Origin of the sequence: Streptomyces sp. NPDC059875 (assembly GCF_042731085.1) — a bacterium.
Classification (GTDB): domain Bacteria; phylum Actinomycetota; class Actinomycetes; order Streptomycetales; family Streptomycetaceae; genus Streptomyces.
The window spans coordinates 1-19,645 of the sequence record NZ_JBHWJZ010000036.1 but is presented as its reverse complement, the minus strand read 5'-3'; the positions used below and the strand labels follow the sequence as shown (position 1 = coordinate 19,645).

Annotated in this window: 16 protein-coding genes and 2 tRNA genes; 13 read left to right on the top strand and 5 right to left on the bottom strand. The window is 72.2% G+C overall.

The features are described 5' to 3' along the window. Positions 1-16 precede the first annotated feature (16 nt). The 4 genes from ACFV9D_RS32220 to ACFV9D_RS32205 all read left to right on the top strand — a co-directional run bounded on the left by ACFV9D_RS32220 (position 17) and on the right by ACFV9D_RS32205 (position 3,046). The gene (locus tag ACFV9D_RS32220) at positions 17-1,717 is read left to right on the top strand and encodes an LCP family protein (RefSeq protein WP_385154141.1); all 1,701 of its coding nucleotides are present in this window, start codon (positions 17-19) and stop codon (positions 1,715-1,717) included. Between the two features lie 50 nt (positions 1,718-1,767). Next, the gene (rsfS, locus tag ACFV9D_RS32215; protein WP_385154138.1) at positions 1,768-2,238 is read left to right on the top strand and encodes a ribosome silencing factor; all 471 of its coding nucleotides are present in this window, start codon (positions 1,768-1,770) and stop codon (positions 2,236-2,238) included. Further along, positions 2,235-2,888 carry a histidine phosphatase family protein gene (locus ACFV9D_RS32210; RefSeq protein WP_385154227.1) on the top strand — a complete coding sequence of 218 codons (654 nt, stop codon included), beginning with the start codon at positions 2,235-2,237 and terminating at the stop codon, positions 2,886-2,888. The genes rsfS and ACFV9D_RS32210 overlap by 4 nt, the downstream gene beginning before the upstream one ends. 85 nt (positions 2,889-2,973) lie before the next feature. Further along, positions 2,974-3,046: transfer RNA gene (locus tag ACFV9D_RS32205), tRNA-Ala, on the top strand. 48 nt (positions 3,047-3,094) lie between these two features. Here ACFV9D_RS32205 and ACFV9D_RS32200 read toward each other — a convergent pair. After that, a complete protein-coding gene (locus ACFV9D_RS32200) occupies positions 3,095-3,961 on the bottom strand; it encodes a helix-turn-helix transcriptional regulator (RefSeq protein WP_385154135.1) in 867 nt (288 codons plus the stop codon). Positions 3,962-4,063: 102 nt separating this feature from the next. Between ACFV9D_RS32200 and ACFV9D_RS32195 the strand changes: the two genes are divergently transcribed. From ACFV9D_RS32195 to ACFV9D_RS32185, 3 genes are all read left to right on the top strand, one after another. After that, a complete protein-coding gene (locus ACFV9D_RS32195) occupies positions 4,064-5,497 on the top strand; it encodes an MFS transporter (protein ID WP_385154132.1) in 1,434 nt (477 codons plus the stop codon). Between the two features lie 70 nt (positions 5,498-5,567). Then, the gene (locus ACFV9D_RS32190) at positions 5,568-5,759 is read left to right on the top strand and encodes a hypothetical protein (RefSeq protein WP_385154129.1); all 192 of its coding nucleotides are present in this window, start codon (positions 5,568-5,570) and stop codon (positions 5,757-5,759) included. Positions 5,760-5,762: 3 nt separating this feature from the next. Beyond that, complete coding sequence (locus tag ACFV9D_RS32185) at positions 5,763-5,996, top strand: hypothetical protein (RefSeq protein WP_137989347.1); 234 nt, start codon at positions 5,763-5,765, stop codon at positions 5,994-5,996. Here ACFV9D_RS32185 and ACFV9D_RS32180 read toward each other — a convergent pair. Then, a complete protein-coding gene (locus tag ACFV9D_RS32180) occupies positions 5,975-7,201 on the bottom strand; it encodes a glycosyltransferase 87 family protein (RefSeq protein WP_385154125.1) in 1,227 nt (408 codons plus the stop codon). The genes ACFV9D_RS32185 and ACFV9D_RS32180 overlap by 22 nt on opposite strands. A gap of 120 nt (positions 7,202-7,321) precedes the next feature. On the opposite strand from ACFV9D_RS32180, the gene ACFV9D_RS32175 reads away from it, so the two are divergent. After that, positions 7,322-7,394, top strand: a tRNA-Ala gene (locus ACFV9D_RS32175). A gap of 65 nt (positions 7,395-7,459) precedes the next feature. Here ACFV9D_RS32175 and ACFV9D_RS32170 read toward each other — a convergent pair. Then, positions 7,460-9,040 carry an NADH-ubiquinone oxidoreductase-F iron-sulfur binding region domain-containing protein gene (locus ACFV9D_RS32170; RefSeq protein ID WP_385154123.1) on the bottom strand — a complete coding sequence of 527 codons (1,581 nt, stop codon included), beginning with the start codon at positions 9,038-9,040 and terminating at the stop codon, positions 7,460-7,462. Beyond that, positions 9,037-10,233 carry a hypothetical protein gene (locus ACFV9D_RS32165; RefSeq protein ID WP_385154120.1) on the bottom strand — a complete coding sequence of 399 codons (1,197 nt, stop codon included), beginning with the start codon at positions 10,231-10,233 and terminating at the stop codon, positions 9,037-9,039. The genes ACFV9D_RS32170 and ACFV9D_RS32165 overlap by 4 nt, the downstream gene beginning before the upstream one ends. A gap of 440 nt (positions 10,234-10,673) precedes the next feature. Between ACFV9D_RS32165 and leuS the strand changes: the two genes are divergently transcribed. The 5 genes from leuS (at position 10,674) to ACFV9D_RS32140 (ending at position 19,106) form a co-directional block, all read left to right on the top strand. Beyond that, positions 10,674-13,541 carry a leucine--tRNA ligase gene (leuS, locus tag ACFV9D_RS32160; protein WP_385154117.1) on the top strand — a complete coding sequence of 956 codons (2,868 nt, stop codon included), beginning with the start codon at positions 10,674-10,676 and terminating at the stop codon, positions 13,539-13,541. Between the two features lie 136 nt (positions 13,542-13,677). Continuing rightward, complete coding sequence (locus ACFV9D_RS32155) at positions 13,678-14,469, top strand: hypothetical protein (protein ID WP_385154114.1); 792 nt, start codon at positions 13,678-13,680, stop codon at positions 14,467-14,469. An 81-nt stretch (positions 14,470-14,550) separates the two neighbouring features. After that, on the top strand, positions 14,551-15,396 hold the full coding sequence (locus ACFV9D_RS32150) for a DegV family protein (RefSeq protein WP_385154111.1): 846 nt from the start codon (positions 14,551-14,553) through the stop codon (positions 15,394-15,396). Between the two features lie 441 nt (positions 15,397-15,837). Then, positions 15,838-16,572 (top strand): helix-hairpin-helix domain-containing protein, encoded by a 735-nt coding sequence (locus ACFV9D_RS32145; protein ID WP_385154108.1) that lies wholly within the window; start codon positions 15,838-15,840, stop codon positions 16,570-16,572. Beyond that, complete coding sequence (locus ACFV9D_RS32140; RefSeq protein ID WP_385154105.1) at positions 16,569-19,106, top strand: ComEC/Rec2 family competence protein; 2,538 nt, start codon at positions 16,569-16,571, stop codon at positions 19,104-19,106. Before ACFV9D_RS32145 ends, ACFV9D_RS32140 begins: the two co-directional genes overlap by 4 nt. On the opposite strand, the gene ACFV9D_RS32135 is transcribed toward ACFV9D_RS32140, so the two are convergent. Further along, positions 19,021-19,503, bottom strand: a complete 483-nt coding sequence (locus tag ACFV9D_RS32135) for a pyridoxamine 5'-phosphate oxidase (RefSeq protein WP_385154102.1) — start codon at positions 19,501-19,503, stop codon at positions 19,021-19,023. The genes ACFV9D_RS32140 and ACFV9D_RS32135 overlap by 86 nt on opposite strands. Positions 19,504-19,645: the final 142 nt, after the last annotated feature.

The following is a 19,645-nucleotide window of genomic DNA, read 5'->3' as shown; positions in this document are numbered from 1 at the left end:
TCGGAGAGGGGCACCGGTGAACGATCAGAACCCGTACGACCCGTACTACCCGCAGCCGCAGATCATCGGCTACGACGAGTACGGGCAGCCGGTGTACCAGCAGGTCCCACCGCAGGCACAGCAGTCCTACGACCCGTACGGCCGGCAGCAGCAGGCCCAGCAGCCGCCGCAGCAGCCCGTCCAGCAGCAGGGGTACGGCTACGACGCCTACGGACAGCCGGTCCAGCCCCGGCAGGCGCAACAGCCCCCGCAGCCCCAGCAGCCTCAGTACGACCCGTACGGGCAGCAGCGCGGCTACGACCCGTACGCCTCGTACGACACCGGGCAGCAGTGGGCCGTGCAAGGGGAACCCGCGCCCGCCGCACCGCCGCCCGCCGCGGTGGCCGCTCCCGCCGGTGTGCCCGGTCAGCGCCCCGCGCCGGACGACCGCGGCGACGACCGCGGCGACGACCGGGCCTACCGCACCGAGCAGTTCTCGTTCATCGAGGAGCCCGACGAGGACTCCGAAGACGTCATCGACTGGCTGAAGTTCACCGAGAGCCGCTCCGAGCGGCGCGAGGAGGCCAGGCGGCGCGGCCGCAACCGGGTCGTCGCCCTGGTCGTGGCCCTCGTCCTCGCCGCCGTCGGCGGTGTCGGCTATCTCTGGTCCGCGGGCAAGCTCCCCGGCGTGTCCGGCGAGGAGCAGAAGCAGAACACCGCGACCGGACCCCAGAAGCGGGACACGATCGTCGTCCATCTCCACGACACCAAGGGCGGCGGCACCAGCACCGCCCTGCTCGTGGACAACACCACCACCAAGCAGGGCACCACCGTCCTGCTCCCCAACGCACTCTCCGTCGCCAACGACGAGGGCTCGGCGACCACCCTCGCCAAGTCCGTCGAGGACGACGGCTCCAGCGGCACCCGCGAGGCCATCGGCAACCTCCTCGGTACGGACATCACCGGCACCTGGCGGCTCGACACCCCGTACCTGGAGAACCTGGTCGAGCTGGTCAGCAACATCGACATCACGACCGACACCGCTGTGCCCGGCGACAAGAAGGGCGAGGCCCCGCTCGTCACCAAGGGCGAGAACCAGACCCTCAACGGTCGAGCGGCCGTCGCCTACGCGACGTACCGAGGGCCCGGCGAGGCCGAGGCCAAGCAGCTCCAGCGCTTCGGACAGGTCCTCTACGGGGTGCTGCGCAAGATGTCGGACGACCCCAAGGCCGCCACGGTCACGGTCGAGACCCTCGCCCAGATCCTCGACCCGTCGCTGCCGGAGAAGGACCTCGGGGCCTCGCTCGCCAAGCTGGCCGAGCACGCCAAGGGCGGCGACTACAAGACGGCGCTGCTCCCGGTGGAGCAGGACGGCTCGCTGGGGCAGTCCGGGGCCGACAGTGTGGTCAAGGACATCCTCGGCGGCAAGGTCAGCGCGCCCGACCAGGGCAGCGCCATTCGGGTCTCGATCCGGGACGCCACCGGCAAGGACGCGACCGAGGCCGCCAGGGTCGTCCTGATCAACGGAGGCTTCGCCTTCGTGGGCGGTGCCAAGGCGGACACCGAGGAGACCTCGCAGGTCCTCTACGGTGACGACGCCCGGAAGGCGGCCGCCGCTGAGGTGGCGAAGACCCTGGGTCTGCCGGAGAAGGCGGTCAAGAAGGGCAAGGCCGCCGGAAACGGCGATGTCACGGTGGTCCTGGGCGAGGATTACAAGATCCCCGGGAGCAAGCAGTGACCTGCTCGTAATGGTTTACGGGGCGGTCGGCGGTACGTGAGACCCTTGATATGTCTCTGACCGCCGACGAAAGCCTGCTTGTGACCGCCACGGATCGCTCCATCGAGCTCGTCAACGCCGCCGCCCAGGCGGCGGCCGACCGGCTCGCGCACGACATCATTGCGTACGACGTCAGCGATGTGCTGTCGATCACCGACGCCTTCCTGCTCGCCTCCGCACCCAACGACCGCCAGGTCAAGTCGATCGTCGACGAGATCGAGGAGCGGCTCAACAAGGAGCTCGGCGCCAAGCCGGTGCGCCGTGAGGGCGACCGCGACGCCCGCTGGATCCTCCTGGACTACGTCGACATCGTCGTCCACGTCCAGCACAGCGAGGAGCGGGTCTTCTACGCCCTGGAGCGGCTCTGGAAGGACTGCCCCGAGCTGCCGCTGCCCGAGGACGCCCTGAAGACCCGCGGCAAGGCCGCCGAGCACGCCGCGCTGACGGGTGCCGCCGACGAGGCGGGCGGTGACCTGAGCTGAGCGCCACCAAGGGCGGCAGCGGCCGCCGTATCGTCCTGTGGCGCCACGGCCAGACCTCGTGGAACCTGGAGCGCCGTTTCCAGGGCTCCACGGACATCGAGCTGACCGAGACCGGCGTGGCCCAGGCCCGCCGGTCCGCCCGGCTGCTCGCCTCGCTGAAGCCGGACGCGATCATCGCCTCCGACCTGAAGCGGGCGGCGGCCACCGCCGGCGAGCTCGCCGTGCTCACCGGTCACCCCGTCGCGTACGACTCCGCCCTGCGCGAGACGTACGCGGGGGAGTGGCAGGGGCTGACCCACGACGAGATCGTGGCGCGCTACGGCGAGCAATACGCCGCCTGGAAGCGCGGTGAGCCCGTGCGCCGGGGCGGCGGCGAACTGGAGACCGAGGTCGCCGACCGGGCTGCTCCGGTGGTCCTCGAGCACGCCGACAAGCTGCCCGAGGACGGCACGCTCGTCGTCGTGAGCCACGGCGGCACGATCCGCACCACCATCGGCCGGCTGCTCGGCATGGAGGCGCATCACTGGGAGAGCCTCGGCGGGCTCTCGAACTGCTGCTGGTCCGTCCTGGGTGAGGGCGCCCGGGGCTGGCGGCTCCTGGAGCACAACGCCGGCACGCTGCCGGAACCGGTCCTCGGCGACGACGACTGAGTCGCCCGCGGACCCGGATTTCACTTTCCGGCAGGTCACAGGCTAAAGTTCTTCTTGTTCGCAGCGCGGAGCGCAGAGAACACGAGGGGCTATAGCTCAGTTGGTAGAGCGCCTGCATGGCATGCAGGAGGTCAGGAGTTCAATTCTCCTTAGCTCCACAGTCACCGAATCCCGTCCCCATCAGGGGGCGGGATTCGTCGTTTCCGTCACCGCCAGTCGTCCACCGCCTCGGCCCGCAGTGTCGCGATCGCGCGACGGCTCTCCTCGTCGGTCGGGGTGTAGGCCACGATGCGACACTCCGGCATCCCGTTGATGGAGAGCGACACCGACGTCATCCGAAGCTCCCCGACGGTGTCGTGACGGAAGGTCTTGACCTGGCTTCCCGGCGGGACGACATCGCCGCTCCGCCACAGGCGGGCGAACTCGGGGCTGGCCGCCGAGAGCCTGCGCACGAACGACTCCCAGGCAGGCTCGCCCACGTGCCGGCCGTACGCGCCGCGCATCTGCGCGACCATCAGCGGAAGCTCCCGCTCCTTGTTGACGACCGGGCAGTCGTTGTCGGCGATCGTGAAGAGCGTCCACAGCACGTTGCGGACGCCGAGGGACGTGCTCTCGGGAGCGGAGAACAGCGTCCGGTACATCGAGTTGGTCGCCAGCACGTCGTACCGGCTGTTGTAGACCACCGCCGGATGCGGGACCAGGGCGTCCAGGATCCCCTGGATCTCGGGGCTGACCGTCTCGGCGGCCTTGGCGCCCCGCTCCGGCGTGAACGGCACCTCCGCCAGGTGGTACAGGTGCTCCCGCTCGGGCCGGTCGAGCCGGAGCGTGCGGGCGACGGCGTCGAGCACCTGGGCGGAGGCGTTGATCGGGCGGCCCTGCTCCAGCCAGGTGTACCAGGTGACGCCGACGCCGGAGAGCTGGGCGACCTCCTCGCGGCGCAGGCCGGGTGTACGGCGGCGCAGGCCGGGCGGCATGCCCACGTCCTCCGGAGTCACCCGGGCGCGGCGGCTGCGCAGGAACGCTGCCAGTTCCGGTCGGCGGCGCTGCTGTGTCGGTGCTGCCAAGGTCGTCACACCCCCATGGTCGAGTCCCCGTGCCGCCGTTGCCAGGTGGTGTCAGTACCAGCATCAGCGGGCTCTCGTTACCCGTATCGAACCGTCGTCAGGCTGCGTTGCATGACGACGACCACAACACGTCCCGTACTCAGTAAAAACGGTGGCACCGACAACCGGCCCCGGCTGCTGCTCGGGGTGGTGCTCGCGGCCCAGTTCATGGCACTGCTCGACGTCTTCATCGTCAACGTCGCCGCTCCCACCATCCGCACCGAACTGTCCGCCTCCGGGGCGGGACTTCAGCTCGTCATCGCCGGATACACCATCGCCTACGCGGTCCTGCTGATCACCGGCGCACGCCTCGGCGACCGGCTCGGTCACCGGCGGACGTACCTCGGCGGACTCGCCGTCTTCACGGCGGCCTCGCTCGCCTGCGGACTGGCCGCGGACACGGGCCAGCTGATCGCCTTTCGCCTCGTCCAGGGCGCCGGGGCCGCCCTGATGATCCCTCAGGTGCTGAGCCTCATCCAGCGGAACTTCACCGGAGAGGGCCGCGTCCGCGCACTCGGCGCGTACTCCGCGGTGCTCGCCACCGGCGCCGCCGCCGGACAGGTCGTCGGCGGCGTCCTCGTCAGCGCGGACCTGTTCGGCAGCGGCTGGCGGCCGATCTTCCTCGTCAACGTGCCCATCGGCCTGGTCCTGCTGGCCCTGGGCGCCCGGGTGCTGCCGCGCGACGCACGCACCGAGCCCGAACGCGCGCGCCCCCTCGACCTGCCCGGACTCGTCCTGCTCGCCGCCGCCGTCTCGCTCCTCACCGTCCCCCTGGTCCTCGGGCAGGAGCAGGACTGGCCGGTGTGGGCCTGGATCTCGCTCGTGGGCGCCGTCGCGGTCTTCGCCGCCTTCGGCGCGTACGAGTCCCGGCTCGCCCGCCGGGGCGGTGCTCCGCTCATCGCCCCGCGTGTCCTGCGGATCCCCGGCATCGGACGGGCCGCGTTCGAGATCGGCGTCGCGATGGCCGTCAACGCCGGATTCCTCTTCACCATCACCCTGCATCTGCAGGGAGGACTCGGACAGAGCGCACTGCGCGCCGGGCTGACCTTCGCGCCGGCCGCCGCGGTCTTCGGAGCGATCGGACTGACCTGGCGTCGCTGGCCGGCCCGGGGGCAGCGCTTCCTGATCCCCGGCGGCTTCCTGCTGGCCGCGATCGCCGCGGTGGCCATGGGCGGCCTCCTCAGGGGCGGCGACACGGGCGGCTGGGGGCTCTACCCGGCACTCGCCGCCATGGGCGGGGGGCTCGCGCTGGCCTTCAGCCCGGCCCTGACCGGCGCCCTGGCCCGCGTACGACCCGAGGACGCCGCCGACGCCAGCGGTCTGCTGGCCACCGTCACCCAGCTCGGCCAGCTGATCGGTGTCGCGAGCTTCGGCACACTCTTCCTCGGTCGCCTGCATACGCCGGGGGCGCATGCCTCCGCCGATGCGCTCTGGGCGTGCGCCCTCGCGCTGGGCGCCGCTTCGATCTTGGGCGCGTCGGCCGCCCTGGTCCGCCGAGCGCGCTGACCCCCTTGCGGGGCCATGGCAGAATCGGACGGCCGGAGGGGGACGAGCTGCGGACGGGAGGGAGTGTGCGATGGCCGCGAGCGGTGCCGAGGGTGCCGAGACCGATGCCGTCGCCGAGCCCGCCGAGGACCGCGCCGCTGTCCGTGGGGCAGGAGCCCGCCTCGGCTGTCCCTCGTGCGGTTCCTCCCACGTCGCCCAAGTGCTCGGCGACAACGGCGGAGTGTCCTTTGTGTGCACGTCCTGCGGCCACAGCTGGAGCTGATTGATGGGTGCACACAGGCGGAAGTGCGACTGGTGCGGCAGCGGTACGCCCATTGTCCGGGACATGGACCCGGTCAACACCGAGTACCAGTACTGGTGCGAGGAGTGCGCGCGGGCGCTGATCATAAAGGGCGACCCCATCGAGACCTACCGCGAGCTCGAGGGGGAGCCGATCTACGGGCGGCTGCTCGACGAGCACTGCACCCTCAAGCGCTTCTACTCCTTCGCCACGGCCTGACGCCACCGGCTGAGGCCGTACCCCAGGAACAACGCGGTCGCGGTCAGCGGATAGACCGCCGAGAGCAGCATCTGACCGGGGTTCTGGTCCAGTTCGGGGCGCCCCGGGTCGTGCGGCACCCACCACAGCGCGAACGAGGCGAACGCCAGCGCGACCGCGGCCACCGTCCACCCCGGCCGTACGCGGTCGCGACGGTCCACGAGCAGGACGAGCAGCGGGACGCACCACACCCAGTGGTGGGACCAGGAGATCGGGCTGATCATCAGCGCCGTCACGGCACAGACGATCACGGCCAGGGCCTTGTCCCCGCGCAGCGCGGCCCGCGCCGCGAGCACCATGGCCGCTCCACCGAGCACGGCCGCGACCACCGCCCACCACATGCCCGGGTCGTCGGTGTGCATCAGCCGCGCCAGCACCCCGCGCAGCGACTGGTTGGCGGTCTCCTCCGCGAAGCCGACCCGGCCGGTCTCGAAGAGCGTCCCGGTCCAGAAGCGCTTGGAGTCCTGGGGCAGGATCAGGGCGCTCAGCAGGGTCGCCCCGAGGAAGACCGCGGTCGCCGTGGCCGCCGTGCGCAGCCACTGGTTCCAGCCCTTCTCGCGGCGCCACAGGAGCAGGCCGGCGGCCAGGAGGAGGACGACGAACAGGCCGGGTGTGAGCTTCACCGCAGTCGCCAGACCGATGCCCAGGCCCGCCCAGCGGTTGCCTTCGCGACGTGTGAAGTCCCACAGCACCGCCACCGCGACGAGCAGATTGATCTGCCCGTACCGCAGCGTCGTCCACACCGGCTCGCACCAGACCACGACCGCCGCCACCAGGAACGTGGCCTGCCAGAGTCGCTCGCGGGACAGGGAGGGGCGGACGAGCTGCAGGGAGAGCTGGACCAGCGCGACCACGAGGAGCAGGTTCCCGGCGGTCGCCAGCGTCCGCATCAGCGGAACGCCGACGAACGTCAGCGGGACGAACAGCAGCCCCGCGAAGGGCGGATACGTCATGGCGAGGTTCGCCGAGGTGGCGCGCATCGCGTAGAGGTCGCCGCCGGCCCGGACGGTCTCCCCCTCCGCCCGGTAGACCATCACGTCGAGCATGTTCACGTGGGCGACCCGTTGCGCCACCCAGAAGGCTATGAACGAGACGAGACAGGCTGCCGCGGCAGTGGCGAGGGGCCACTGGCGGGCACGGGTTCGATCAAGCACGGACACGGTCACAGACGGGGACCCTACCCGTCGCTCATGGGCCGCCAGGTAAACGATTTGGTGATCCCCCGGGGAGCCGGTTAATGTTCTGTCTGTCGCCGCGGGGGAAACCCGGAACGGGGCGGACAGCAAGGGGCTATAGCTCAGTTGGTAGAGCGCCTGCATGGCATGCAGGAGGTCAGGAGTTCAATTCTCCTTAGCTCCACAGTAAAGAAGAAGCGGATCATCCGAATCGGATGATCCGCTTCTTCGTGTACGGGATCCCGGGTGTCAACCCCTCCCGCTGCCCAGTGCCTTACGGCCCGCGCCGCCCGGCGGCAGGGCCGGCCGCTCCCGCTCCGGCTGCTCGATCCGGAGCGCCAGCGCGGGGCAGCGTCGTACGGCGCGCTGCGCCCGCCCCTGCAGATGCATCGGCACGGAGGCGTCGGCGAGCGCCGGGTAGCCGTCCGGACCCAGCCTGATCAGCTCCGGGACGATGTCCGCGCAGAGCCCGTGCCCCTGGCACAGCGTCCAGTCCACGGCCAGCTTCTCGCCGCTCGGGATCGACTCCTCCGCGTCCTGGTAGCCGGCGGCGGGGAGCGGGAGCACCCCGACGGTCGGGCGGCCGCAGCCGCCGCCGAGGACATGGGCGGCCAGATCGTCCGTGAAGGCCGAGAGCGTCGAGGCGAAGAAGCGGGCCGAGCCGTCCGGGTGCTTGCACGCACCGCGGCCCTTCACCGCCTGGGTGACCTCCCGCAGCGCCTCCAGCGCCGCCGGACCTCCGCCGTTCAGCACGTCCGAGAGCCCACCGGCCGCCGCCGGCAGACCGAGCCGGCACGGCCCGCACTGGCCCGCGGTCTCCGCGGCGAGCCAGTTCGCGACCCGCAGCGACTCGCCGAGCGGACATGTCTCGGGGCCGATCGGCAGGATCGCCCCGGCGCCCAGGGCGCCGCCGACGGCGGCCAGGGAGGCCCGCGAGACGACGGCGTTGTCGACGGCCGTCGAGTCGATCCAGTTGCCGTGGTACCCGCCTGTGAGGACGCCCTGGGGCAGCGGCGGGGCCCCGGCCAGCTGGAGCACGTACCGCAGCGGGACGCCCGTCGGCACCTCGACCACCATGGGGCGCGCGACCGCCCCGGAGATGGTCAGCAGGACCGTGCCGGGCTCCGAGTCCAGACCGCTGTGGCCGTAGCGGCGCGGTCCGACCCGGGCGGCGACGGCCAGCTGCGCGAACGTCTCGGCGTTGGAGAGCAGTGTGGGCGCACCGCCCACCCCTGACTCCGCCGCGCGCTCCCGGCGGCCGGGTGGCAGCGCGGGGCCGCCGCCGATCGCGCGGATCACCGCCGAGGCCTCCCCGGAGACCATCCGTTCGGGGGTCCGGACGACACGCGCGCGTAGCGCCTGTCCACGGCGGTCGGAGAGGCCCCGTTCGGCGAGTGCCGACCGGATGGAGATCTCCGTGGAGTTACGGGTGACGGCCACGATCAGCGTGCGGGCACCGAGTGCCTCGGCAGCCAGCAGGGCCCCGTCCAGGATGAGGTGCGGGGCCCGGTTGAGCAGCACCGTGTCCTTTCGGCAGGCGGGCTCGCCCTCACTGCCGTTCACCACCACCACGGGGCGCACCCCACGGCGGATCGCCGCCTGGGCGACGGCCCTCAGCTTGCGGCCGAAGGGAAAACCGGCGCCACCGCGCCCGTGGAGGGATATCTCGTCCGCGAGCTGGGCGAGCGGCTCGCCGCTCATCGGATCCAGCGGCCCGTGCACCTTCAGATGCATCGCCAGACCGAGCCGCTCGACCAGGTCGAACCCCTGGGTGAGCTGCGGCAGACCGACCACGCGGACCTCGGGGACGTCGGGGAGCGGGGCGTTCACGGGCGGTCTCCTGCGGGTGCGGTCCAGGGTTCACCCGCGGGCGGCGGGCTGGAGTAGGTCGGCATCGGCGGCGAGGGCGTGGGCCAGAAGCCGGGGCGGAGGGAGGGGTCGGGGACGACGGGGAGCTCCTCTGTCATGGGGATGCGTTCGGCGAGCGGTGCGCCGCCGGAGGTGTACGGGGCGGGGTCGGGCGCCGGAGCGGCGCGGGACACCGCGCGGTAGGCGGCCGAGAAGCCCGCGGAGGAGCCGGGGCCGGCGGTCGTGGCCGGGGGAGCCGTCTCGTACAGCGGGGGAGGGGACTCGTACAGCCGGCTGCTCGGTACGGGGGGCGAGAGCGGGGCGGGTACGGGGGGAGGCAGGGAGGGGCGGCCTGTGGTCCGGTCCAGCCACTCGGCGGACACGGTGGGGGGCTCGTGGCCGCCACCTTCGTCCTCGGCGGCGGTGTCCTCGGCCGGGTCGGCCGGGTCGGGTTCCTCGGGCCGGGTACGGCCTTCCAGGGATGCCAGGAGCCCGACGAACCGGTCGGCGAGCGCCCGCTGGTTCGCGGCGGGCAGCAGCCGGAGCGAGACCGCCGAGGCGACGGCGGTCAGTGCCAGGCAGTACATGACGACGACCCAGGTGGCGGCGGGCCGGCCCGCGTACAGCCCGTGGACCAGGGCGAAGCACCAGGCGGGGTACGCCAGCATGTGCAGGGGTCGCCAGCGGGCGGCGAACCGGCTCCGGCCCGCCAGAGTGCTCCGCAGAGCGCCCGTCGAGGCGGCGACGACCATCAGCAGACCGGCGAGCGAGCCGAAGCCGATAAGGGCCGACGTACCCGTGATGCCGAGGCCGAAGGGGATCAGGGCGCCGATCGGCTCGACATGGCCGAGGGACACCTTGACGGTGCCGTGCAGCAGCAGGAAACCGAGGGAGGCGACCGCGGTGGCGCGGTGGATTCCCTGGGCGAGCAGCCGGTGGCGGGGGGAGAGGAGCAGTCGGTCGGTGGCGATCAGGCCCCAGGCGACCGAGGCCGTGAGGGACACCAGCGACAGGACGCCGCTGGTGAAGTCGAGCGCGGCTCGGAAACCGTCGCTGCCGCCGATGGCGAGCAGCGGAATGATCACCAGCGCCGCGACCGAAAGCCCGCCCTGAACCGGCCGGCTCATACCGGTTCGCAGGACGGGAGAAGAGCGGATCTTGCGATGAGGGTTCATGGGGGCGACTCCGAATGGTGCGGATAAGCGGTCCCGTTGCCGCATGCTAAGTCGCTCCATACCAGCCGGTAGGTGGTTTGCACGTTTACAAGGGCTGCGCTCGGTAACTGACTCTGGGGTTGCCCCGGATAGGGGCGATACGCGGAGTAACCCGGGCGCCTCGGGCGGCTCCGGAACCGTGACGCGCCGGCGGTGGGCACCCGTCCGGGGGCGTGGGCCACGGGGCGGAACGTCGGTGCGGCCCGCTCGGGCCCTGCGGTACCCTGGCGCCATGCGTGCCGTACGCCTTCTGCTTAGCGAGCCGCGCTGATCAGTCCCGACGGATGACAGATCCGGTCGGAATCGGCGCGGCGTCCCCTCCTGTGCGAGGGGATTTTTCATTTCGTGGCAGTGCAGTTCGCGGGCAGTGGGCAGAGACGATCGATGGAGCTTCAAGGATCATGAGCGAGATGAATTCGGCTGCCGAGACGGCGGCCCCGCATCGTTATACGGCGGCCATGGCCGCCGACATCGAGGCACGCTGGCAGGACTTCTGGGACGCCGAGGGCACCTACGAGGCGCCGAACCCCACGGGTGACCTGGCGGGCGATCCGGCGATCGCCGCCCGGCCCAAGAAGTTCATCATGGACATGTTCCCGTACCCCTCGGGCGCGGGCCTGCACGTCGGCCACCCGCTGGGCTACATCGCCACGGATGTCTTCGCCCGTCACCAGCGCATGACCGGCCACAACGTGCTGCACACCCTGGGCTTCGACGCGTTCGGCCTGCCGGCTGAGCAGTACGCCGTGCAGACGGGCACGCACCCGCGCGTGTCCACCGAGGCCAACATGGAGAACATGAAGGTCCAGCTGCGCCGGCTGGGCCTGGGCCACGACAAGCGCCGGTCGTTCGCCACGATCGACCCGGAGTACTACAAGTGGACCCAGTGGATCTTCCTGCAGATCTACAACTCCTGGTACGACGACGAGGCCAAGAAGGCCCGCCCGATCGCCGAGCTGGTCGAGCAGTTCGAGAGCGGCACCCGTGAGGTTCCCGGCTCCACGCGCGCGTGGTCCGAGCTGACCGCCGCGGAGCGCGCCGACGTCCTGGGCGAGTACCGCCTGGCCTACGCCTCCGACGCGCCGGTCAACTGGTGCCCCGGCCTGGGCACCGTCCTGGCCAACGAGGAGGTCACCTCCGACGGCCGTTCCGAGCGCGGCAACTTCCCCGTCTTCAAGGCCAAGCTGCGCCAGTGGAACATGCGCATCACCGCCTACGCGGACCGCCTGCTGGACGACCTGGACGCGCTGGACTGGCCCGAGGCCATCAAGCTGCAGCAGCGGAACTGGATCGGCCGCTCCGAGGGCGCCCGCGTCGACTTCCAGGTCGGCGAGGCCGGCGCGATCACCGTCTTCACCACCCGCCAGGACACCCTGTTCGGTGCCACCTACATGGTGCTGGCCCCGGAGCACGACCTGGTCGAGAAGATCGTCCCGGACGCGTGGCCCGCGGGCACCCACGACGTGTGGACCGGCGGTCACGCGACCCCGGCCAACGCCGTCGCCGCGTACCGCAAGCAGGCCGCCTCCAAGTCCGACGTCGAGCGGCAGGCCGAGGCCAAGGACAAGACCGGCGTCTTCACCGGCGCGTACGCGACCAACCCGGTCAGCGGCGAGCAGGTCCCGGTCTTCATCGCCGACTACGTCCTGATGGGCTACGGCACCGGCGCGATCATGGCAGTACCGTGCGGCGACCAGCGCGACTTCGAGTTCGCGCGCGCCTTCGAGCTGCCGATCCGCTGCATCGTCGAGCCGACCGACGGCCGGGGCACGGACACGTCGACGTGGGACAACGCCTTCGGCTCGTACGAGGCGAAGCTGATCAACTCGGCCAACGACGAGATCTCCCTGGACGGCCTGGGCGTCGTCGAGGCCAAGGAGAAGATCACCTCCTGGCTGGCCGACCGCGGCATCGGCGAGGGCACCGTCAACTTCCGGCTGCGCGACTGGCTGTTCAGCCGTCAGCGCTACTGGGGCGAGCCCTTCCCGATCGTCTACGACGAGGAGGGTGTCGCGCACGCGCTGCCCGAGTCGATGCTGCCGCTGGAGCTGCCGGAGGTCGACGACTACTCGCCGCGCACCTTCGACGCGGACGACGCCGACACCCAGCCCGAGACGCCGCTGTCCCGCAACGAGGACTGGGTCAACGTCACCCTGGACCTGGGCGACGGCCCCAAGAAGTACCGCCGCGAGACCAACACCATGCCCAACTGGGCCGGTTCCTGCTGGTACGAGCTGCGCTACCTGGACCCGAACAACTCCGAGAAGCTGGTCGACCCGGCGATCGAGCAGTACTGGATGGGTCCGCGCGAGGGCATGCCGACCGGCGGCGTCGACCTGTACGTGGGCGGTGCCGAGCACGCCGTACTGCACCTGCTGTACGCGCGGTTCTGGTCCAAGGTGCTGTTCGACCTGGGTCACGTCTCCTCGGCCGAGCCGTTCCACAAGCTGTACAACCAGGGCATGATCCAGGCGTTCGTCTACCGCGACGCGCGCGGCATCGCCGTGCCGGCGGCCGAGGTCGAAGAGCGCGACGGCGGCTACTGGTACCAGGGCGAGAAGGTCAGCCGCGTCCTGGGCAAGATGGGCAAGTCCCTGAAGAACGCGGTCACCCCGGACGAGATCTGCGCCGAGTTCGGTGCCGACACCCTGCGCCTGTACGAAATGGCCATGGGCCCGCTGGACGTCTCCCGCCCGTGGGACACGCGCGCGGTGGTCGGCCAGTACCGGCTGCTGCAGCGGCTGTGGCGCAACATCGTCGACGAGTCGACGGGCGAGGTCACGGTCGTGGACACCGAGCCCGACGAGGACGCGCTGCGCGCCCTGCACAAGGCGATCGACGGTGTCTCGCAGGACATGGCGGCCATGCGCTTCAACACCGCCATCGCCAAGGTGACCGAGCTGAACAACCACCTGACCAAGGTGGGCGGCGCGGTCTCCCGCTCGGTCGCCGAGCGGCTGGTGCTGCTGGTCGCCCCGCTGGCCCCGCACATCGCCGAGGAGCTGTGGCGCAAGCTGGGCCACACCGACTCGGTCGTCCACCAGGACTTCCCGGTCGCCGACCCGGCGTACGTCGTGGACGAGACCGTGACCTGCGTCGTGCAGATCAAGGGCAAGGTCAAGGCGCGCCTGGAGGTCTCCCCGTCCATCACGGACGCGGAGCTGGAGGCGCTGGCGCTGGGCGACGCGAACGTGGTCGCGGCGCTGGGCGGCGCGGAGATCCGCAAGGTGATCGTGCGCGCCCCGAAGCTGGTCAACATCGTCGCCTGACGGTTCCGGCAACCGGGCATGGGGGCTTTCCCCTACGGGCAGGTTGGGGGTTCCGATGGAACCCTCGGCCTGCCCGTTCCGTTTACCGTGGAAGAACGACAACCGAGGGAACTCGACCCACGCCGGAGGGGCGCACATGGAAGCCGCGATTGTGATCATGGCGCTGCTCTTCTTCGCCTTCGTGGCGCTTGGGGTCTACGCGACCGTGAAGGTGGTCAAGGCCGCCAAGCGCGGCGTCGACCGCACGATCACCCAGGCCCGGCGCACGGTCGAGGACACCACGCTGCGCGCCAAGAGCTACGGGCAGGGCGGGGTCGCCGGTGAACTGGCGCAGCTGCGGCTCTCGCTGCGCACCTCGATGCGTGCGACGCAGGACGCCCTGAGTGCGGGTGTCGCCGAGGACGCTTCGCTGAAGGAGTCCCTCGACCTCTTCCGCCGTCTGAGCGGCCACGGCCAGGAGCTGGACGAGGACCTCAAGCGGCTGGAGCGGGAGCCGGACCGGTCGAGGGTGGCCGGACAGCTGTCCGACCTCCGCAGGCGTACGGAGCAGATCACGCAGTCCGCGGACTCGCTCCGCTGGGCGGCCAGGGACCGGGCGCGGAAGTTCGCCGAGGACGACCTGACCTCGCTGAGCGCGCAGATCGACATGGAGGCGGGTGCACTGCGGCACTGGTCGACGCCTGACAACCAGGACCCCGCGTCGGACGACTTCTCGTGGCCGGACGCGGGCGCCGCCGCGCCGGGCGCCGAGCGGGGCCAGGTGTGGCCCGCGGAGGCGGACGCGGCGGAAGCGGAAGCCCGCCCGCGCCCGGGCACGCAGGCCGCCGACGCCCAGGGACAGCAGCCGCCGCCGGCGATCACGGCGCGCGATCCGCGCCAGGCCGCCTATCCGTGGGAGAAGTCGGCGCGGCCCGAGACCACCAACTGACGCCGCGGATCCGCCCCGCGGATGATCACCGAGCGAGGGCCGGGCTGCCATGCGGCGGCCCCGGCGGGTAACCTCCCGCTCATGTCCCGGCATGTCGCGATCGTCACCGATTCCACGGCCTACCTGCCACCCCAGGCGATGGAGCGGCACAGCATCACCGCGGTACCGCTCACCGTCGTCATCGGTGACCAGGCCCTCGATGAGGGGAGCGAGGTCTCGGCCCGCTCGCTGGCCCAGGCGCTCCAGAAGCGGCGGCCGGTGACCACCTCGCGGCCGAGCCCCGACGTCTTCGCGGCGACCTATCGCGCGGCCGCCCAGGCCGGTGCGCGGGGCGTCGTCTCGCTCCATCTCTCCGCCGAGCTCTCCGGTACGTACGACGCCGCCGTGCTGGCGGCCAAGGACGCCCCCGTGCCGGTCCGGGTGGTCGACACCCGGATGGTGGGGATGGCGCTCGGCTTCTGCGCGCTCGCTGCGGCCGAGGCCGTGGACGCGGGAGGCTCCCTCGACGAGGCGGTCGCCGCCGCGGAGAAGCGGGCCGCCGGGACCTCCGCGTTCTTCTACGTCGACACGCTGGACTACCTCCGCAGGGGCGGGCGGATCGGAGCCGCACAGGCGCTGCTCGGCTCCGCTCTCGCGGTGAAGCCGCTGCTCCAGCTCGACGGAGGGCGGATCGAGCTGCGCGAGAAGGTGCGGACGGCGTCGAAGGCGATCGCCCGCCTCGAGGAGATCGCCGTGGAACGGGCGGGTTCCGGGCCGGTGGACATCGCGGTGCACCATCTCGCCGCGCCCGAACGGGCCGCAGTACTGGCCGACCGCTTGCGGGAACGGGTCGCGGGCGTCGAGGAGTTGCAGGTCAGCGAGGTGGGCGCGGTGATCGGAGCGCACACGGGCCCCGGGCTGTTGGCCGTGGTCATCTCGCCCCGCTGACGAGCGGGATCCCTCGTGTGAGTGACGGGTTTATCCACAACTGGGCGTCTGTCCACGGAATTTGAGCCGTTTCAGCAGGTTCGGACAGATGTGCCTACCGTCCTGTCCATGGCTCTTCACACGGATACCGCAGCAGGAACCACCACACGCACAGGCACCCGCACACGTGACGCGAGTCGTAGCGCGACGACGACCGCGGCCGCGCCCTCGGTGAGGAGGGCGGGTGCGACCAGCGGGCCGGGCCGCACGCCCGGCTCGGACGGGCGGACCCGCGTCGGCGGGCGGGGTTCGCCTCCCGCACGGGCACGAGGGCGGGCGCGGGGGAGACACGCGGTCGCGGCGAGCCACGCCGCCGTACGACGTCGAGGGGAGGCGCTCTTCCCTTCCGCGGCGGCGCCCGCCGTACGCGAGCCGACCGCGGAGTGGGGCGCGTCGGAGATCGTGGCCCCACCCCGGACGGAGGAGCGGGAGGAGCATGCGGGGCCCGGGCGGTGGGAACGGCTGAGGCTCGCGCTGAGTGATCGGCTGCCGGTGTGGGTGCAGTCCAGGTGCGGCCTCGAACCGAGGACGCTGGCCGCGCTGGCCGTGGTCCTGGTCGTGGCCGCGGGCTTCGCCGGCCGGTACTTCTGGGCGGGACGGCCGGAAGCCGTCCGTGCGCCGGAGATCGTGCGTGCGGCGCCGCTGCCGGAGAGCGGGGCGTCTTCGGCGGCGTCCGCGGAGCCGACGGCAGGTTCGCCACCGCCGGCGGTCGTGGTCGACGTGAGCGGCAAGGTGCGACGGCCCGGGGTGCTGACCCTGCCTGCCGGATCGAGGGTCGCCGACGCCCTGCGCGCGGCCGGAGGGGTCAGGCCGGGCACGGATGTCACCGGACTCAACCGGGCCCGCGTTCTCATGGACGGCGAACAGGTCGTGGTCGGTCTGCCGCCGGCGCCGAACGGTGCGGGTGGGGGTACGGGGGCCGGGGCCACGGCCGGTGTCCGGGCGGGGCCGCTGAGCCTGAACTCGGCGACCGTGGAGCAGCTGGACACGCTGCCCGGGGTCGGGCCCGTGCTCGCCCAGCACATCGTCGACCACCGCCTGGAGCACGGCGGGTTCCGGTCCGTCGGGGAGCTGCGCGAGGTCAACGGGATCGGTGAGCGGCGGTTCGCCGAACTCGCTCCGCTGGTCCGGCCGTGAGTGCGTCCCCCGCGCCCTGCGGAGGGCGCGAGGAAGGCCCCGCTGACCTCCGGCTCGTGCCACCGGCGTTGGCGGCCTGGGGAGCCGCCGCGCTGGCGGTGGGCGCGACGGGGTGGTGGGTGGTCGTCGGAGTGCTCGCCTGCCTGGCAGGGGCGGCGACCCTGCCGGCCGCGGTTCGAGGGCGGCCCGGCCGGCGGCTGAGAGCCGCCGCGGTGGCGGCGGTGCTGCTCTGCGCCGCGGCCGGTGCCGCATCGGGCGGGCTCCATGCGGCGGACCTGAGGCGCGGGCCGGTACCGGGCCTCGCGGGGGAGTACGCCCGGGTGGGTGCGGAGGTGACGGTCACCTCCGATCCGCGACTGACCCGGCCCCGGATCCGAGGCGACCGGACGGCACCCGTCTCCGTCGTCCTGAACGGGGAGGCGACCCGGATCGAGGCGCCCGGAGGAGCGGTCCACCGGACCAGGACACCGGTCCTGGTGATCGTGCCGGCGGGTGACGCCCAGCGGGAGTGGCTGCGGCTGCTGCCCTCGACCGGGCTGCGGGTGACGGGGCGGCTCGCGCCCCCGATGCGTACGGGAGACAGGTTCGCGGCGGTACTACGGGTCGAGGGGGTCGGGCCGCCACGGATCACGGGGCCCGCGAGCACCGTGCAGCGCACGGCCGGGGAGTTGCGGGCGGGGCTGCGGCGCGCCACGGAGGACCTCGAACCGGACGCCCGGGCGCTGCTGCCCGGACTGGTCGTCGGAGACACCTCACGGATCGAGCCGGAGCTGAGTGACGCCTTCGAGGCGACCGACCTCACGCACCTCCTGGCCGTGTCCGGTTCCAACCTCACAGTCGTGTTGCTGCTGCTCGTCGGCCGACCGGGAGCCGCCATGCGGAGCGAGCGCGGCGGGCTCGCCCCCCGGCTGGGCATCCCGCTGCGGTCCACCGCCCTGATCGGAGGCGGGCTCACACTCGCCTTCGTCATCGTCTGCCGACCGGATCCGAGCGTGCTGCGGGCCGCGGCCTGTGGTCTGGTCGCCCTGCTCGCCATCGGCACCGGGCGCCGCAGATCGCTGATCCCCGCCCTGGCCGCGGCGGTGCTGATGCTCGTGCTCTACGACCCGTGGTTGGCGCGGAGTTACGGCTTCCTCCTCTCGGTCCTGGCCACCGGGGCGCTGCTCACCGTCGCACCGCGGTGGAGCGAGGCGCTGCGGCGGCGCAGGGTGCCGGGCAGGCTCGCGGAGGCGCTGGCCGCGGCTCTGGCGGCGCAGGCGGTGTGCGCGCCCGTCGTGGCGGTCTTCGCCGCCCGGGTGAGTCTGGTCGCGATCCCCTGCAACCTGCTGGCGGAGTTGGCCGTCGCCCCGGCCACAGTCCTCGGCTTCGCCGCGCTCGCCCTCGCCCCGGTCTGGTTGCCGGCCGCCGAGCTGGTCGCGGAGATCGCCGCCTGGCCCGCCGGGTGGATCGCCGGGGTGGCCCGCACCGGAGCGGCGCTGCCGGGCGCGGAGACGGACTGGCCGGGCGGCTGGCGGGGCGGGCTGATGCTGGCCGGTTTCTCCGGCGTGGTGGTGCTGGGGGCGTGGAGGTTGCCGTACCGGCGGCGGATCGCCGTGGGCTGCGCCGTGCTGCTGCTCTGTGCTGTGGTCAGGCCGCCGCCGCTGGCCCGGCTGGTCACCGGATGGCCGCCGCCGGGGTGGGTGTTCGCGATGTGCCAGGTCGGGCAGGGCGACGCGGCGGTGCTCGCGGCCGGCGGGGACGCGGCCGTGGTCGTGGACGCCGGGCCCGATCCGGCGCTGGTGGACCGGTGCCTCCACGACCTCGGGGTCCGGCGGATCCCGCTCGTGGTGCTCACGCACTTCCACGCGGACCACGTTGCGGGCCTGCCCGGGGTGTTGCGCGGGCGGTCGGTGGGAGCGATCCAGACGACGGGGCTCGAAGAGCCGCAGGGGCAGGCCGAGTTCGTGCGGAGGATCGCGGCGGCGGCCGGGGTTCCGGTGGTCCGGGCCGGTCCCGGGGAGCGGCGACGTCTCGGGCCGCTGGAGTGGCAGGTGTTGTGGCCGCGTGGAGCTCCCGGTGCGGTGGAGCCGGAGGCGTCCGAATCGAACGACGCCAGTGTCACGCTGCTCGTGCGGACCGCGGCGGGGCTGAGTCTGCTCCTCCTCGGGGACCTCGAACCGCCCGCCCAGCAGGGCCTGTTGAGGGCGTACCCCGCACTGGCGCCGGTGGATGTCCTCAAGGTCGCCCACCACGGCTCCGCGCACCAGGACCCCGGGCTGATACGGGCGGTCCGGCCGCGACTGGCGCTGGTGTCGACGGGGCGCGGCAACCCGTACGGTCACCCGTCACCCCGGACGGTGGATGCGCTGCGGGCCGGGGGAGCGCAGGTGCTCCGGACGGACCGGGACGGAGCGATCGCCGTGACCGGCGTCGGCCGTGACCTTCTGGCCGTGACGTCGGGGTCGGTGGTCAGATCAGCCACTCGCCGTCGCGCATCAGCAGCCGCTCGGCCAGTTCGTTCTCCTCGCGCCACGCCCTCACCGACCTGGGGGTGATCCGGAGGTAGACCCAGGCGGGCCGATCGCGCGGATCCCAGGCCAGCTTGGCCGTGAAGGCGTCGGCGGAGGCCGTCGGCAGGTCGGCGCCCTCCACCTTCTCGGCCGTGCCGTCGATCAGCACCACGTCACGGGTGTGGCCGAGGCTCAGCCGGACCTCGCCCTTCGGGGTGAGATTGCGAGCCGTGGGGTTGGTCCGCTTCGTGCACAGCAGCAGTGTCCCGCGTTCCATGTGGCCGTCCTGGACGTCCCAGACGAAGGACAGCGGCACCAGACACGGTTCGTCGGAGCCGGCCGCGGTCGCCACCCAGAGGTCCTCGTCCTGCTGGAGCCGGGTGAGGACGTCCTGCTTGCGCTGGGTACGGGGGCGGGGCGGGGGCAGTTCATGATCACTCATGGCCCGCACGGTACTGGGGTGGTTCGGGCGGCGCCTCGGGCAACGGGCCTAGGCCATGTCCGTAAAGTCGTCGGCTCGTTGCTCTATTCGTGGTGCGTCGACATGAACTGACGGATGAGTCGTGGGCGTTGATCGCTCCGTT

Coding starts and splice junctions, on each gene's coding strand:
- ACFV9D_RS32165 (WP_385154120.1), bottom strand. CDS start 10,233: ATGAACCCTCATCGCAAGATCCGCTCTTCTCCCGTCCTGCGAACCGGT.
- ACFV9D_RS32155 (WP_385154114.1), top strand. CDS start 13,678: ATGGAAGCCGCGATTGTGATCATGGCGCTGCTCTTCTTCGCCTTCGTG.
- ACFV9D_RS32185 (WP_137989347.1), top strand. CDS start 5,763: ATGGGTGCACACAGGCGGAAGTGCGACTGGTGCGGCAGCGGTACGCCC.
- rsfS (WP_385154138.1), top strand. CDS start 1,768: ATGTCTCTGACCGCCGACGAAAGCCTGCTTGTGACCGCCACGGATCGC.
- ACFV9D_RS32150 (WP_385154111.1), top strand. CDS start 14,551: ATGTCCCGGCATGTCGCGATCGTCACCGATTCCACGGCCTACCTGCCA.
- leuS (WP_385154117.1), top strand. CDS start 10,674: ATGAGCGAGATGAATTCGGCTGCCGAGACGGCGGCCCCGCATCGTTAT.
- ACFV9D_RS32135 (WP_385154102.1), bottom strand. CDS start 19,503: ATGAGTGATCATGAACTGCCCCCGCCCCGCCCCCGTACCCAGCGCAAG.
- ACFV9D_RS32195 (WP_385154132.1), top strand. CDS start 4,064: ATGACGACGACCACAACACGTCCCGTACTCAGTAAAAACGGTGGCACC.
- ACFV9D_RS32190 (WP_385154129.1), top strand. CDS start 5,568: ATGGCCGCGAGCGGTGCCGAGGGTGCCGAGACCGATGCCGTCGCCGAG.